The sequence below is a fragment of the Caldisericum exile AZM16c01 genome (genome assembly GCF_000284335.1).
Taxonomy (GTDB): Bacteria; Caldisericota; Caldisericia; order Caldisericales; family Caldisericaceae; genus Caldisericum; species Caldisericum exile.
The window spans coordinates 366,527-383,456 of sequence record NC_017096.1; the positions used below are offsets into that span (position 1 = coordinate 366,527).

The following is a 16,930-nucleotide window of genomic DNA, read 5'->3' on the forward strand; positions in this document are numbered from 1 at the left end:
TTATGGAATTTGAGAAACTTGAAGATGTAAAAAACATACCTCAAGAAGAAGAGAAACTGATTGAGTTTTGGAGAGAGAATAAGATTTTTGAAAAAAGTCTCAAGATAAGAGAAGGCAAGCCTCGGTTTGTATTCTATGAAGGGCCACCTACTGCAAATGGAAAGCCGGGTGTTCACCACGGCCTTTCAAGAATTTACAAGGATACCGTTTTAAGATTTAAATCTCTTACTGGGTATTATGTGCCAAGGCGCGGAGGATGGGATACACAGGGTTTGCCTGTTGAAATAGAAGTTGAAAAGATGCTTCACATACACACCAAAAGAGAAATTGAAGAATATGGTATTGAAAAATTTAATCAACTCTGCAAAGAATCTGTTATGAAATATGTTGATGATTGGGAAAAGATGACCGAAAGAATTGGTTTTTGGCTTGATATGAAAAATGCCTATAAGACTTACGAAAATTATTATCTTGAAACAATTTGGTGGATTCTAAAAGAAGTCTTCAATAAAGGGCTTCTTTATGAGGGACACAAAGTTGTTCCTTATTGCCCAAGGTGTGGAACAACCCTATCTTCTCACGAAGTTGCATTAGGCTACAAAAAGGTTAAAGATCCTTCAATTTACGTTTTCTTCCCCATAAAAGATGAGCGACTCCCCGATACAAGCCTTCTTGTTTGGACTACAACTCCATGGACTCTTCCCTCAAACGTTGCTGCTGCTGTAAATCCTGAATTTACATACATTTTGGTTGAATTTGATGGAAGGAAATTTATTCTTGAGAAAAATAGGGCACATGCAATACTTGGACATGAGGGTGTTGATTATAAGTTATTAAAGGAACTTAAGGGAAACGAACTTGAAGGCCTAAAATATGAGCCACCTTTTAGATATATTGATTTAAAGAAAGAAGATGAAGAAAAAGCACATAGGGTTGTCCTTGCAGATTTTGTTACAAATGAAGATGGCTCTGGAATTGTTCATATTGCACCAGCCTTTGGTGAGGATGACCTCAATGTGGGTAGGACTTATAATCTTCCCATAATTCAACTTGTTGACCTCGAAGGAAAATTAACAGAAGGTCCATACAAAGGAAAATTTGTAAAAGATGCAGATCCTTTGCTTATCGAAGATCTCAAAAAGAGAGGGCTTTTATTTAAGAAGGAATTATACGAACATGATTATCCCTTCTGCTGGCGTTGTGGAACACCACTTCTGTACTATGCAAAAGGCTCATGGTTTATTAAGATGTCTTCCTTGAGGGAGCAACTTGTCAAGAATAATGAAACTGTTAATTGGTTCCCTGAATCAATTAAGTATGGTCGCTTTGGAAATTGGCTTGCAAACATAAATGATTGGGCTTTGTCGCGAGAGCGATACTGGGGAACACCTTTAAATATCTGGAAATGTGAAAATTGTGGCCATGTTGAAGCAATCGGAAGTATAAAAGAATTGCAGGAGAAAGCAATTGAGGATGTGCCTGATAACATAGAACTACACAAGCCGTATGTCGATAGAATTCACTTGAAATGTCCCAAATGTGGTGGCACAATGTCAAGGGTACCTGAAGTAATTGATGTATGGTTTGACTCTGGTGCGATGCCCTTTGCGCAATTGCATTATCCATTTGAAAATGTTGAAGAATTTGAACAAAACTTTCCTGCAGATTTTATAACCGAAGCAATTGACCAAACAAGGGGATGGTTTTACTCTCTTCTTGCAATATCAACTCTCGTAAAAGGTGTTGCTCCATACAAAACTGTCATGTGTCTTGAACTTATTCTTGACGAAAAAGGGCAAAAGATGAGTAAGTCCAAAGGAAATGTTATTGACCCTTGGACGATCCTAAATGTGCAAGGTGCAGATGCCTTTAGGTGGGCAATTTACACTGCTTCTCCACCGTGGCTTCCAAGAAGGTTTGGGCCAAACGTTGTAAACGACGCAATGAAAGAATTTATAATTCCTTTGAGAAATGTTTATTCCTTCTTCTCTATGTATGCGAACCTCGATAAATTCAATCCGAAAGAGGTAAAATATATCCCAGTTAAAGAAAGACACATCCTTGATAGATGGATAATTGCGCGCGTAGAGGAGATTAACAAAGAGGTTTGGGATAGGTTTGACAAATTTGAAATTACACCACTCACGAAAGATATTCAAAAATTTGTGGATGACCTTTCCAACTGGTATGTAAGACGTTCTCGAAGGCGATTCTGGAAATCCGAGAATGACGAGGATAAGATTTCTGCCTACCTTACGCTCTATGAAGTGCTTGTAAAACTTTCTTATATCCTTGCACCTTTTACACCATTCCTCTCTGAAGCACTTTATCAAAGGCTTGTAAAACCAATTTATCCTGATTTGCCTGAAAGTGTCCACTTGACAGATTATCCCAAGGAAAATGAAGAGTTAATCGATAAGGAACTTATTCTCAATATGGAGCTTGTTATCGAGATTACCTCAATGGGAAGAAGTCTTAGAAAAGATTCAAAGATTAAGGTAAGGCAACCTCTTTCAAAACTCGTAGTGGTAATCAAAGATAACTCCCATAAGGACTTTGTAAAGGAAAATATCCCGGTAATCGCTGAGGAATTAAACGTTAAAGACATTGTCCTTGATACCTCTATTGAGCCATATGGTGAGGTTATCCTTAAACCAAATCTGGTGACATTAGGACAAACATATGGAAACAAACTTCCAAAAATCATAGAACACTTAAAGGATAAAGGCGTTGTTGAGTCACTTCTAAAAGGTGGGTCTGCGGAGATAAATGTTGATAATACACCTATAAGGCTTACAATGGGAGACGTCTTTGTGGAGGTAAAAGGACATGGAAACTACATTGGTGCTTTTGAAAATGGGAATTTTGTATTCCTTGATACAACATTAACGGATAACCTTATCAAAGAAGGAATTTCGCGTGAGATTGTGCATATGATACAAAATATGCGAAAGGAAGTAAACTATGATATTGCAGATAGAATAGTTACTTCAATACTTCCGAAAGATGAAGTCATAAAAGAATTCGAGGACTACATAAAAGAAGAGACACTTTCAACCGAAATAAAGGAAGACCTTGAAGAATTTGATATTTCAAATTCACTTGATGTAGGTAGCAAAACATATACAATTAAAGTGAAGAAATTATGAAAAAATTTAAACTGACCCCCGTGCAGTTCGTTCTTGCAAGTTTTGCAGGCGTAATACTAACGGGGGCAGTGCTTTTGATGTTACCTTTTTCAAGTAGATCTTACACTTTTACTGACCCAATTACTGCATTATTTACTGCAACATCTGCAACATGCGTAACAGGGCTTGTTGTTGTTGACACATACAATTACTGGTCTTTCTTTGGACAACTGATTATACTTCTCCTTATTCAGGTCGGTGGACTTGGATATATGACCATTGCAACATTTGTTTTAATTGGCTTGCGAAGAAGAGTTGCACTGAGAGAGCGAGTCGTTTTAAAGGAAGGTCTTAATGTCCCTCACTTACGAAAAATAATTCTTTTTGCGGAAGTTGTTTTTTACACAGTCATTATAATGGAAGGGCTTGGTGCGATTTTTTTATTCATAAGATTTGCCAGGATGTTTCCATTATATAGGGCGATTTGGGCTTCGATATTCCATTCGGTTTCCGCATTTTGTAATGCAGGTTTTGATGTGATGGGTGACTTTGTAAGCCTTACCCCATTTGTTAATGACCCAATTGTCAATATTACGGTAATGCTCCTTATAGTTGTTGGCGGTATTGGTTTTCTTACGATAAGAGAACTTATTGAGTTGAGTTTGGCACGATTAAGAGGTGACAATGTTAAAAAACTCTCTTTGCACACGAAAATTGTCATAAGAACAACTGGTATACTTATTGTTTTTAGTGCGCTTTTAATTTTCCTTATTGAGTATAGAAATCCTAATACACTTGCAAAACTTCCATTTTATGGTAAGGTCCTTGCAAGCTTTTTCCAGTCGATTACTCCAAGGACGGCAGGTTTTAATACAGTTGACATTGCAAGCCTTAATCAGCCGACTCTTTTACTCCTCATTATTCTTATGTTTATAGGTGGTTCACCTGGTGGCACTGCAGGTGGAATAAAAACAACAACATTCACTGTTCTTGTTTTCCTAATTATTAACGCGTATAGGGAGAGAGCACCAATCGTAGTTTCAGGGAGGACATTACCCCTAAAGACAATAAGAAAGGCAATTTTCATTTTTGGTTTTGCTTTGACGCTAATTCTTATTTCTACATTTCTCATTCTTGTAAATCAGGGAAGAGAATTTTCTTTCTTGCAGGTTTTATTTGAGGTAACATCAGCCTTTGGGACAGTGGGACTTACTACTGGAATTACATCTCATTTGTCTATATTTTCAAGATTGATAATTATTCTTACAATGTTTATAGGGCGAGTTGGACCATTAACCATAATGGTTAGTTTTAGTGTTAGAAAGACTCGTGCAATGCCTCAATTTCCTGAAGAGGACATTGCCGTTGGTTAGGGAGGTGGGTATGAAAAAACAATTTGGAGTTATAGGACTTGGTAAGTTTGGCACTGCTGTTGCTTTAAGCCTTGAAAGTTTGGGATATCCTGTTCTTGCAATTGATAACGATGAGTCTGTTATCGATTCAATAAAAGACAAGGTATCTTTTGCGGAAATTGTTGATGCAACAAATCCAGAAGCACTTGAAGAAACTGGAATTAAGAATTGCGATACTGTAATAATTGCTGTAGGTGATGTTGAGTCAAGCGTTTTAATTGCACTAATTCTTGAAGAGTTGGGAATACATCATATAATAGCAAAGGCAAATTCTCATATCCATGGTCGAGTTTTAAGAAAAATTGGAGTAAAAGAAGTTGTGTTTCCAGAGGAGGATATGGGAGTAAGAATTGCTAATAGAATTACTTCAGCAAATATACTCGATTATATAGAGATAACACCAGAAGTTGATCTTCTTGAATATAAGGTCATTCACAAAGATCTCATCGGAAAAACACTTGCAGAACTTGCATTGAGAAATAAGTTTGGCGTAACTGTCATCGCCATAAGAAGAGGTGAAGATGTAATTGTTTCACCTGGTGCTCAAGAAAAATTACTTGACGGCGATGTAATATTTATAATTGGAAGGACAGAAGATCTTGTTGCTTTTAAGGAGGCGTTTGAAAAGTGATAAAGGCCCTTACAATTGATCTATGGGAAACTCTCATTGAGGACAAGGACTCAAACGAATTGGAAAGAGATAAACAGCGTGCAAGATTTATCATTAAAGAATTAAATCTTAATGATGAGCGAATAGACGATATAATGAGATTTTTTACAGATCTAACTGAAGCATTTAAGCATCCATCACCTCAAAATTCATGGTCAATTCTCCCTGAAGACCAGGTGAAAATGCTTCTTGAAAATTACCTTAAAGTTCCATATACAGATGCACAATTTGAAAAAATTGTAGAGTATTACAAAACGGTGATACTTGAAAATCCCCCAATTTTAACGGAGCAATCAGTCCCTAAGGTGCTCATGAGATTAAGTAAAAAGTATACACTTGTCCTTATTTCTAATACGGGAAGAACACCCGGAAACGTCCTTTTAAATATCCTTGAGATGTATGGCATAAGAGATTATTTTGCTCACTTTATTTTCTCAGATGAGATTGGTGTTAGAAAGCCTGATCCAAGAGTTTTTGACTATGCAAAGAATCTGTTGAATCTTGAAAAAGAGGCGGTAGTGCACATTGGAGATTCGGTAAATCTGGACTTTATGGGTGCAAAATCTTATGGTTTTAATGCAATTCTTTATGCAAAAGGAAAAGATAATCCTCAAGTCGAGCCTTATGTAAAATCTTTTGAAGAACTAGAAAGAGTGCTTAATGAAAAATTCAATTAGTATTGATGGTCATAGTCTTACGATCGATGATGTAGTTCTTGTTGCAGATAAGTATTCTAATGTTTCAATTGATGATAACGCATTAGTTAAAGTTGAACACTCCTCTGAAATCGTGAAAAAAATTGTCCAAGAAAATCACCCCGTTTACGGCATAAATACAGGATTTGGAAAACTTGCAGATGTTGTAATTGGTAGAGATGAACTTTCAAAACTTCAGCAAAACTTAATTTTAAGTCATTCATCGGGTGTTGGCGAGTCATTTACGGAGAGAGAAGTTCGTGCCGCAATTTTAGTGAGAGTGAATTCACTTGCAAAAGGTAATTCAGGTATACGGAAGGAAACTTTAGAAAAACTTGTTGAAATTCTTAATAAGAAAATTTATCCCTATGTGCCTCTTTATGGCTCGGTTGGTGCATCAGGTGATCTTGCCCCACTTGCGCACATTGCCTTGCTTTTATTAGGTAAGGGACGAGTTTTCAAAGATGACAAAATTGTTGAGTTCGAAGAAGTGGCACCATTATACGAATTTAAATCTCTAAGTGAGTTTGCTCCGAAAGAAGGACTTGCCCTCATTAATGGTACTTCCTTCGAAGCAGGTGTTTCTTCGCTTCTTGTAAGTGAAGCAGAATACCTTCTCGATATTGCTATAAAATCATTTGCTTTATCCTTTGAGGCACTACGTGGATTAACTGCGCCTTTTGATGATAGAATTCATGTAGCAAGAAATTCAGACTCACAAAAAATCATAAGCGAAAAATTTCTCAGAATCATTAAGAATAGCAAACTCGTTAACACCTCTTACCGAGTTCAGGATGCATACACTTTACGCTGTATGCCACAGGTATATGGTGCAGTTTTTGAAAATATCAATTACATTAAAAGTTTTCTTGAGAAAGAAATTAATTCATCAACTGATAACCCATTGATCTTCGAGGATGGTAGCATTATCTCAGGAGGCAATTTTCATGCACAACCTCTCTCATTTTTAATGGATTTGTATTCAATTGTTTTGACAAGTATGTCCTCTATGATAGAAAGACGTATAAATAGGCTTTTAAATCCTGTTTTAAGCGGGCTTAAGCCATTTTTAGCGAACAATCCTGGTGTTGAATCAGGAATGATGATCTTGCAGTATACGGCAGCATCTCTTGTTTCTGAGAATAAAACGCTCTCACACCCTGCAAGCGTTGATTCAATTCCAGTTTCTGCTGATCAGGAAGACTTTGTAAGTATGGGAATGAATGCTGTTTTAAAGGCAAGGAAAGTGCTTGATAATGTGCGGAAAGTTCTTGCAATAGAGTTAATTATTGGTGCACAAGCGCTTGAGATGGTGTTGCAAGAAATTGAAGATTACGATTCGGTTGGCATTGGCACAAAAGAGATTTTCACTAAGGTTCGCTCTATAGTTCCATTTGCAAATAAGGATAGGATATTTTCTTACGACATTGAGTTGGTCGAAAGAGCATTGAAGGCGCATTTATTTTGAATAAAAAAAGCAAAAGCCTGCGAAAAGGAGGAGGGAAACGCAGGCCTTTGCTGACCAATTTGATTGATAGACTTTGATTGATCTATCGTCGCTATATATTATAGCAAAATTGTGATAAAAATGTGAAGAAAGAAACCCTTAAAATGACCACTTTTTTGCCAAATAACATTTTTAGTATCTATATTATTTTGATAAATATTAAATTTTGTTAATGTTAAAAATTTATGGTTATAACTAAAAATCGTTATTCAATATACATTTATAAGCACTGTAGCAAAATTATCTTAATGGTTTTTAAGAATATTAACCTTTCGTTTTTACTTTAAGTTGGTAGATCCCGAAAAAGGCTTCTCTTGGTGACCATTAAAAGTCATTCCGAAGCCGAAGGCGAGGAATACCTACCTTAGAGGGGGATTAACAAAGCTCCCCCTCTAACTCCCCCCCTGAAAAGGCGGAGATCCCTCACTTCGTTCGGGATGACTGTTTTGGGGGAGTATTAAGGGTTGTTTCCCCCTCAGATTGAGAGAAGGAGATGCCTTAGAAAGTCATTTCGGCATGAATACAAGGTAATTGTGTTACTGGGGGAGTATTGAGGGGTAGTTTCCCCCTCAGATTGAAATGAGGAGATTTCACACTACGTTCGAAATGACCGTCGTTTGTCGTTCCGAAGTGGAGAAGCTACGAGGAATCCCCTCCTTTAATAGAGGGGGATTTACAAGACTCCCTCTAACTTTCCTTAAAGGAGGAGACTCCTCGTCATTTCATTCCTCGGAGTGACTTAGTGATTTTTTTGGGGGATGTTGAGGGGGTCTTTCCCCCTCAAATTGAGGAAATTTCTCACTGTGTTCCAAATGACAGTCGTTGAAAGAGAAGTATTTCATTGAAAGAGAAGGGTTGAAAGATGTAGTTTGCCATTTTATTTTTGGGAATCCATTGCGTTTGTTCTATATGACTTCCCAAAAGAGTTGCGCTATTTGGCTAGTGCCTATTTTCGCTTAGGCGAGGAATATTGAGAGGAAAGCAAATCTTTTTGTATTTTTTAAAATATAACGCATTTTCCATGTTGACTTGATTTAAAAGTTGCATATAATAATGTTAAGAATTTTTTATTTAGTGTAAAAATTAAAAAAGAAGGAGGTAGGTATGAAGAAAGTATTAGTTGCAGTATTGATGATTGCTCTCGTTTCATCCGTTTTTGCGGGATGCAAACCAAAAGCGCAACCAGTAACACTTACGATCTGGCACTCATGGAGTGGTGCAGAACTTGATGTACTGAATGATGCAATTGCAAAGTACAACCAAAAACATCCAGAGGTCACAATTAACCAACTTCAAGTTCCATTTGATCAGTTGCAAAACAAATATCAAACAGAGGCAGCAGCGGGTGGTGGACCAGATATTCTTGTTGGCCCTGCAGACTGGATTGGTGCATTCACAAATGCAAATCTTATTGCTCCACTTGATTCATACTTTGATTCAACGTTCCTTGCAGATTACGTTCAAGGAGCATTAGATCAGGTAAAGTTTAAAGGGCACATGATGGCATTCCCTGAATCAACTGAGTGTGTTGCACTTATTTACAACAAATCCCTTGTTCCAAATGTTCCAAAGGATACAAATGAGTTAATAACACTTGTTGATTCACTTTCAAAAGGCGATACTTATGGTTTTGTGTATAACTCTGGCTTCTATTTCACAGCAGGATACTTTTTTGCAGCGGGTATGAAACTTTTTGATGATAATTACAATGCAGTTGTCAATCAAGGTGATGGCGGCGTTATTGCACTTAACTTCCTTAAGAAATTAGCGTCTGATCCTCATTTCATTGTTGCAAATGACTATGGTAAGGCTGATTCAATGTTTAAAGAAGGTAAAGCAGCAATGATAATTAATGGCCCTTGGGCAGTTGGTGACTACACAAAGGCACTTGGTGATAAAGTTGGTGTTGCACCAATGCCCGTTCTTGCTGATACTGGTAAGCCTTTTGCTCCATTTGTAAACACAAAAGATTTCTTTGTTAACGCAAACATAAGCGAAACTCAGAAAAAGGCAGCAATTGATTTCATTAAATTCATGGTAAGCCCAGAAATAGAGCAAGAGTTTTTCCAAAAAGCAAAGCATATTCCTTCTAATGTAAAAGTGGATACTTCATCTGACCCAATTATCTCAGGCTTCCTTACTCAGATGAAGACTGGTGTTTCCATGCCAATTGCACCGGAAATGGGCGCAGTTTGGGATCCAATGCAAACCGCCATTGATTCAGTCCTTGCAGGAAAAGCTTCACCACAGGATGCAATTAACACAGCGCAGAAGACAATTCAGGACAAGATCAATGCAATGAGAGGACAGTAGGTAAATTGATATAATAAGGGGGCGAAAGCCCCCTTTTGTTTTAAGAGGTAGAAAATGGCTGATAAATCAGATGTTTCTCTTTGGGAACAAATAAGAAGACATAAACTTGCATACTATTACATATTACCGTCTGCAATTGTAATGGCTTTGATAACTGCGTTTCCGATTCTATATCAGATGTGGATGGCTTTCACAAACTTTAATATAACACACTTAAGAAACCCTCATCCTCAATTTGTAGGCATTGCAAATTTCATAAAAATTTTTAAAAATCAGGTGCCTCTCGAGAACTTTAATTTTTGGAGAACTTTTGGTTTTAATGTTGTTTGGACTTTTGCAAACGTTTTTTTGCACGTAACCATTGGAATAAGCCTTGCGGTTGCATTGAATACACCCCGTCTTGCACTGAAAAAGATATATAGGACCCTTCTTGTTATCCCATGGGCAGTTCCCTCATATATTAGTGCTCTTATATGGAAAAATATGTTTGATGTAGATTTTGGTGCTGTAAATCAAATTTTAGGTTCTATCCTTGGTCATGTTGTAAAAATTCCATGGCTTACAAATCCTAATGCTCCGATAAAAATTCTTCCATTTTTATCTTATGCTTTTTATGCAGATCTCATTACGAATGTATGGCTTGGGTTTCCTTTTATGATGGTTGTTGCAACCGGTGCGCTTCAAAGCATTCCACACGAAATTTACGAGGCAGCAGAAATCGACGGGGTTAATGAACGTGGAAAATTCTTCAAAATTACGCTTCCGCTAATTAGATCGGCAATGCTTCCTGCAATAATGCTTGGAATTGTTTGGACTTTTAATCAATTTAATGTTATCTATCTTGTTTCAGGGGGAGGTCCACTTGGCACAACTGAAATTCTCGTAACACAAGCATATAAGATTGTTAACCCTGGTGGACTTTATGGAATTGCAAGCGCATTTGGACTTGTTGTATTCTTTATTTTGCTTGGTATCACCCTATTTACAAACAGGGTTACAAAGGCGACGGAGAGTCAAATATGAAAAGACAATTAATTGAAAGACTAAAACACCTCTACATCCATGCTTACATAATTTTCTGGATTGCTACTGCTGTATTTCCCATGTTATGGATTGTGTCAATGTCGTTGAACCCAATTAATGTGCTTCATCCTACGACTCTTCAAATTATTCCAAAAAACGCAACACTTGATGCATATATAAAAGTCTTGACTCGACCGTATGAAGCATACCCAGTATCGTTTGGGAAACTTCTTTTTAATAGTTTGTTTGTTGCTGCAGGCACTGCACTTCTATCAGTTGCACTTGCATCGACTGCAGCTTACGCATTCTCAAGGTTTAAGTTCCCTGGGAGAGAAGTTGGTTTGCTTTCTTTTATTGTAACGCAAATGCTTCCTGCTACAGCAACGCTTGCTCCACTTTTTGTAATTTTAACGCTTCTTCATATAAGAAATACCCTTTACGGACTCATTGTTGCATATGCATCAGGATCAGTTCCTTTTGCAATCTGGAATCTTAAAGGCTACTTTGATACGGTCCCAAGAGAGCTTGAGGAGGCTGCACTTGTCGACGGTTGTGATAGAAATCAAGCATTTGTAAAAATAATTTTACCTCTATCTTTTCCAGCAATTGCGGTTACATTCTTGTTTGGCTTTATGAATGGCTGGATGGAATGGATGCTTGCATGGACTTTCTTAACGAAGCCAGAGAATTTTACGCTTGCAATGACTCTTTACAATATGCAAGGGCAATGGAATACACCCTGGTCTCAATTTGCTGCGTTCTCTATAATTATTTCTCTACCCGTCATGATTGTTTGGTATCTTCTCCAAAGGTATATTGTTTCAGGTCTTACGCTTGGTGCAGTTAAAGGGTAGTTAATTATGGTATTTCAATATGAGAGCCGTAGTCGTCTTTTACAACCCTTATTTGATTGGAGAAGTTCTCTTTTATTTCGTTTAGGTGGCTTATTATAAGAATTTTTTTGAAGTCACTCTTTATGTTGTTTATTTCTTCAAGGATATTTGTCCTTCCTTTTAAATCTTGGCTTCCAAAACCCTCGTCTATTACAAGCGTTTCCAAAGTTGCATTTCTAATATTTGCAAGGAACTTAGCGATTCCTAAACGCAAAGAAAAGTCAATTCTAAATTTCTCTCCACCTGAAAATAGTTCGTAACGCCTTTCAATGCCTCTATCGTAGATAATAATATCAAGAGTTGGCTTTTCAGAATTTTTGTCGCCGCGCACAGTTAAAAACTTAAGATACATTTTACCATCTGTAAGTCTCTGGAGAAACCTGTTTGCCTCGTTTTCGAGGTGCGGAAGATAGTCGCTTATTATGGAAAGCTGAACCCCGTTTCTTCCAAGAATTTCTTCGAGCGCCTCTAATGCTTCAAGTCTTTTGCGGTTATTTTCAATAAGGTCTCTTTTATCGTTGATTTCTCTTTTTATATTTTCAATTTCTTTCAAGTTTTCCTCTAACCTTGTCTTTTTAACAAGAAGTTCATTTAATGCTTCTTGCAATGCACTTAGATCAGATAAAGCTTTTTCAAACTCTTTTTCGACATAACCTAAATTACTCAAATTGTAAAAAGTTTCCTGAATTTCCGATTGTATGTTTTTAATTCCTTCTTTTTCTTTATGTATTTCCTCTTCGTTTTTCTCGTTTTGTTTTTTTAATTCCTCAATCTTTGCATCTGCAATAGCAAGTTTTGTAAACTTATCTTCGTAAATTTTGAGAGCATTCTCTTTTTCTTTGAGATCGTTATATGTTTGCTCATCAAAGTTTAGAAGCCTTATTCTTTCTTCAAGCACCTTTAATTCTTTGATTTCATTTTCAATAAAAGTTTTTTCGTCGATTTCTTTTCTTAAGTTCGATAAAATTTCTTGTTCTAATGCCTCTTTTTCTTGAAGTTTTGAAAGAATAGCAGTTTCGTTTTTCAAATTTGTTGAAATTTCAACAAGTTGATTTTGAGTTTTTCGGATAAGGTCATCAATTTTGCTTAATTCTTCTTGCTTTTTGTTTAATATATTTTGGATTGTGTCCTTGTCCTTAATTTCTTCTTTTAGGTGCAACAGTTCTTTCTTTGAATTTTCTAAATTCGTATTCTCGTTTAAGTTTTTAAGTTCTTTTTCTATTTCTTCGAGACTTAATGTTTTTTCCTTTATTTCCTCCTCTAAATTTTTTTTCTTTTCCTCAAAATTCTTAAGTGATTCTTCAACTTTTGCAATTGAAATATCTGTTTCTAAGAGTTTTTGAGAAAGATCTTCCAATTCTTTCAGGTTGTTTTCTAAAATTTCTTTTTTGCTTTTTAACTCCTTAATTTGGCTTGAAAGTATGATAGTGTTATTCTTGAAATCTTCTAAGAGGTTTTTCTTGTGCTCTTCTGTAAGCGGGCTTCCACACAAAGGACATTTTGCAGTTGTTGTCTCAGAAATTAGATTTATTTTTTCGTTTTCCAATTCAAGATTTTTCTCAAGCCCTGAAATTTCTCTTAAAAGTTCTTCAATTTCTTTTTGAATTGTTTCTCTTTTTGAAATTTTTTCCTGAAGTTTATTTTTCTTCTCCAAAAGTGCTCTTAATTTTCCCTCGTTTTCTTTAATAGAGCTATTGAAAAGATTTAAATTTTTTGAGTCTTGTGAAATTTTATTTTCGAGATCCTTTTTTTCTTTTTCGTATCTTTTTATGGAATCATTTAAGCTCTTTTCTAAATTTCTGATGTTATTTTCTTCGTTTTTTAATCGTTCTTCTTTTATTAAAATATTGTTTAGTTTTGTCGTCAATTCTTCAATTTCTTTTTGAATTATTTCTTTTTTTTGCAAAAGGCTTTCATATTTCTTGCTAAGTAAAACGTTTTCTTCTTCGAATTTCTTTATCTTTTCTTTACTTAAAGCGATTTCTTTTTGAGCCTCATTTAAGGCGTTTTTGTGCATCTCAAACTCTTTGTTTTTTGCTTCTACTTTTGACTTTATTTCCTTCTCTTTTGTTATTTTCTCGTTTTTCAGTTGAATAAATTCTCTTTCTTTTTCGCTTTCTTTCTCTTTTTTTGAGCGGATTTCTTTAAGCAGTTCAAAATTATTTGTAATTTCTTCTCTTTCGTTTATCAATTCTCTAAATTCCGAAAGGCTTTTTTGAATACTTTCTTTCTCTTTAAGTAGATTGTTCAAACGCTTTTCGATTTCCTCTTTAAGTCTCTTGAAACTTTCAAAGCGCTCTTTCAATTTCAACAATTCCTCTTTTTTCCTACCAAGATCGTCAAGATGTGTTTTTAAAGTCTCTATTTTTGAGTTATAAGACAAGATTTCATTATCCAACTTCTCTTTTGCAAGTTCTATATCTTTTTCCATTGAAACTAACTCACTTTTTGCTTTTATCTCGTTTTCAAGAATGTCTATGGTGGTGAGCGTCTCCTTTTTTCTTACTTTTGCGATTTCTTTTGCTTGCTCGTAAATATCGAGGCCAAGCATTTCCCGAAGTAATTCTGCCTTTTCTGAAGGGGTCTTTGTTGTGAAAAAGTCGGCTGCTCCTTGTAAAATGAAAGATGCACCAATGAAAGTTTCATAATTGAAACCTAAGATTTTTCTTATTTTCTCTTCTGTATCTAAGATTTTTCCTTCGCTTATGTTTTTAAAATTACCCGTTTGTGTGTCGAATTCCTCTAAAATGAGTCCTGAAGTTTCTTTATCTTTTCTATAGGTTCTCTTAATTCTATATCGCTTACCTTTTTCTTTAAATATAAGTTCAACTGAAAGAGTATTTTCGTCAATATTCACAATATCTTGTTTGTTTCTTGAGATGCCACGAGCAATTCCAAAAAGCGCATAGACGATAGCGTCAATAATTGAAGATTTACCGTGGCCATTATCCCCCGTGATGAGGATAACATCTCCGATTTGGTTAAAATCAATAGTCGTCTCTTTTCTATAACTTAAAAAACCTTTGATCTTCAATACTTCTGGTATCATTTGATGTGAAAGATCTCTTTTATCTTTTCAATTGCTTCATCTGGAGATTCTACAAAAAATATTTCTGAGTTTCTTCGCGAATCAAAGTATTTTCCTTCAATGAGGATTCTCTCAATTGAGTCTGCAAAATCGCCTGTTCCTCTTATTATAATTGCAGGCTTTCCGTTTTGATATGTTGATACAAGTTCAAGAAGAGTGCCAATCTTACCACCGATCATGACTGTTATATCAACTGTATGGATCATAAGAATTGAACGAAAATCCATTCCCAAACCTGTTGTAATTGGAATTGTTACATATGGATTTGCCTCAGTTACACTGTTTGACGGAAGAATGCCGACATTTATCCCATGTGCATCAAAGTTTCCTTTACATGCTGCTTCCATTACACCATCACGGCCACCTGAAAAGAGAATAAATCCTTCAATACCTACAAGATACCCAAATCTGTAAGCAATCTTTTTAACATTTTCACTTACAGGTTCGTTTGGCCTTTCAGAAGTGCCTATAAGCCCTACTCTTAACTTATTCTTCTCCATCAAAATTTATATCCTCTAACTTTATTTGGTCTAACTTAATAGACTCTCCTTCTTTTAGTTCGTAACGTAAGCAGCAAACAAGCCTCCCACAGGCTCCTGTTATTTTAGATACATTCATTGGAAGGTTCTGCATTTTTGCGTATGTAAGTTCAACGCTTTCTATATCTTTAAGGAAATTAGTGCAGCACACTGGGTATCCGCATGGTCCTATGCCACCAAAGAATTTCATTGCATCTCTTGCTCCAACTTGCCATAACTTAATTTTCGTGTTGAAAGTTGAAACAAGATCTTTTACAAGGGCTCTAAAATCAACACGCGAATCTGCCGTAAAATAAAACACATATTCCTTCTCACTTTCGTCCCAAATTGCTTCAATAAGGTGCATTGGAAGACTATGTGCTCTTATTTTTTCTTTGCATATTTTAAATGCGTTGTTTTCTTTTTTAGCAAGGTTTTCGAAGTATTTAAGGTCCTCTTCATTTGCCTTTCGCAGAATTCTTAATATTCCAAATCTCTCTTTCAATTTGTCGTACATTTTTACATCCATCTTTACATAAGGTCGAACAACCTTCCCGAGTATAGTAGAACCATTTTTCTCAACTATCACAAGGTCCCTCATTTTGAGGGAGAGTTCTTCTCTCGGTATAAAATACGTATGCATGTCTTTCCTTAACATTACACCTACTAATATCACACCATTTTGTATCGCTTCCATTCTTAATCCTTTCACATGTTCTCAATTGTAAATATCACACTTAATATTATATGCATTGTATTTGCATTTGTCAAAAGGCCCTCTTTTGCTTTACCAAGAAGTTCATATATATCTTTTAACCTTTTTAAATTGAATGCAAGAAATTCATCTGCAATAAAACCTAATAAGTCAATGTTTTTTACAATTTCCGTTTCTTTTTTAACTATGATAAATATAATGTCTCTAAGCAAGTCTATTGCTTCATCTATGAAATCGTTAACTGTGATGTAATTAAAATCTCCGTAGTAATCCTTGAATTTTACAATAAATTTCGTTCCCGTTTCTTTTTTCTTTATAAGGTTCAAAAATGATGTTAAAAGTTGCTTTCTTTTTTTATATACTTCATCCTTTGTCAATTGTGAAAGATTCTTTAGGGTTCCATTTAAAATATGTGCGATGGTTGAGGCTTTTTCATCGTCTTCAACAAATTGTTTTACTATTTCTTTAATAACTTCAAAAGGTAGTTTTTCAAATTTTACGACAACTCCTCGTGAAACAATTGTTTCTGGAAGGTTTTCTAAATTTTCACAGGTTAGTATATTTAAGGTGTTTTTGGGTGGCTCCTCAAGGAATTTAAGCATACTATTGAATGCTTGAATTGTTGCATTCTCTACATTAACAAAGATGTTTACTTTGATTCCCTCGTAAGGCACATATGAATTATCAATAGTTTCACGGATATCATCAATACCAATGGTATCACTTTCAATGATTTTTAAGTTTGGGTGTACTCGGTTTTCAATAGCAATGCAAGATTTACAAGTATCGCAACCGTTAAGTGGGTCAACCTTGCAATTTAAAGCTTTTGCAAACTCAACTGCTGTAAGTTTTTTTCCAACACCCTCTGGTCCTACGAATATAAGTGTTGAAGGAAGGTTTCTTTTCTCTAAAAGTTTCCTCAAATAATTTATTGTTTTGTCCTGTCCCAAAACTCTTTTAAGCCCCAA

General features: G+C 35.7%; 12 protein-coding genes. 8 read left to right on the forward strand and 4 right to left on the reverse strand.

Annotated elements, in window-relative coordinates; translation table 11 throughout:
* Positions 1–2: 2 nt before the first annotated feature.
* The 8 genes from ileS to CSE_RS01800 all read left to right on the forward strand — a co-directional run bounded on the left by ileS (position 3) and on the right by CSE_RS01800 (position 11,602).
* The gene (gene ileS, locus CSE_RS01765) at positions 3–3,149 is read left to right on the forward strand and encodes an isoleucine--tRNA ligase (protein ID WP_014452912.1); all 3,147 of its coding nucleotides are present in this window, start codon (positions 3–5) and stop codon (positions 3,147–3,149) included.
* Positions 3,146–4,501, forward strand: a complete 1,356-nt coding sequence (locus tag CSE_RS01770) for a TrkH family potassium uptake protein (protein WP_014452913.1) — start codon at positions 3,146–3,148, stop codon at positions 4,499–4,501. The genes ileS and CSE_RS01770 overlap by 4 nt, the downstream gene beginning before the upstream one ends.
* 10 nt (positions 4,502–4,511) lie before the next feature.
* Entirely contained in the window at positions 4,512–5,171 is a 660-nt protein-coding gene (locus tag CSE_RS01775) for a potassium channel family protein (RefSeq protein ID WP_014452914.1), read from the forward strand.
* The gene (locus CSE_RS07830; protein ID WP_014452915.1) at positions 5,168–5,887 is read left to right on the forward strand and encodes an HAD family hydrolase; all 720 of its coding nucleotides are present in this window, start codon (positions 5,168–5,170) and stop codon (positions 5,885–5,887) included. Before CSE_RS01775 ends, CSE_RS07830 begins: the two co-directional genes overlap by 4 nt.
* Positions 5,871–7,373, forward strand: coding sequence for a histidine ammonia-lyase (gene hutH, locus CSE_RS01785; protein WP_014452916.1), 1,503 nt, complete (start codon positions 5,871–5,873; stop codon positions 7,371–7,373). Before CSE_RS07830 ends, hutH begins: the two co-directional genes overlap by 17 nt.
* A gap of 1,143 nt (positions 7,374–8,516) precedes the next feature.
* Positions 8,517–9,725 carry a sugar ABC transporter substrate-binding protein gene (locus tag CSE_RS07835; RefSeq protein ID WP_014452917.1) on the forward strand — a complete coding sequence of 403 codons (1,209 nt, stop codon included), beginning with the start codon at positions 8,517–8,519 and terminating at the stop codon, positions 9,723–9,725.
* 54 nt (positions 9,726–9,779) lie between these two features.
* Entirely contained in the window at positions 9,780–10,748 is a 969-nt protein-coding gene (locus tag CSE_RS01795; protein WP_014452918.1) for a carbohydrate ABC transporter permease, read from the forward strand.
* A complete protein-coding gene (locus CSE_RS01800) occupies positions 10,745–11,602 on the forward strand; it encodes a sugar ABC transporter permease (RefSeq protein WP_014452919.1) in 858 nt (285 codons plus the stop codon). The genes CSE_RS01795 and CSE_RS01800 overlap by 4 nt, the downstream gene beginning before the upstream one ends.
* A 4-nt stretch (positions 11,603–11,606) precedes the next feature.
* Here the strand turns inward: CSE_RS01800 and CSE_RS07840 are convergent, their stop codons facing one another.
* From CSE_RS07840 to CSE_RS01820, 4 genes are read right to left on the reverse strand one after another with little or no spacing between them, the layout of a single operon-like run.
* Positions 11,607–14,690: an AAA family ATPase gene (locus CSE_RS07840; RefSeq protein ID WP_014452920.1), complete on the reverse strand. Its 3,084-nt coding sequence runs from the start codon at positions 14,688–14,690 to the stop codon at positions 11,607–11,609.
* Positions 14,687–15,229 (reverse strand): TIGR00725 family protein, encoded by a 543-nt coding sequence (locus CSE_RS01810; RefSeq protein WP_014452921.1) that lies wholly within the window; start codon positions 15,227–15,229, stop codon positions 14,687–14,689. The genes CSE_RS07840 and CSE_RS01810 overlap by 4 nt, the downstream gene beginning before the upstream one ends.
* Positions 15,216–15,959 (reverse strand): regulatory iron-sulfur-containing complex subunit RicT, encoded by a 744-nt coding sequence (ricT, locus tag CSE_RS01815; RefSeq protein WP_014452922.1) that lies wholly within the window; start codon positions 15,957–15,959, stop codon positions 15,216–15,218. The genes CSE_RS01810 and ricT overlap by 14 nt, the downstream gene beginning before the upstream one ends.
* On the reverse strand, positions 15,956–16,930 hold the full coding sequence (locus CSE_RS01820) for a DNA polymerase III subunit (protein ID WP_014452923.1): 975 nt from the start codon (positions 16,928–16,930) through the stop codon (positions 15,956–15,958). Before CSE_RS01820 ends, ricT begins: the two co-directional genes overlap by 4 nt.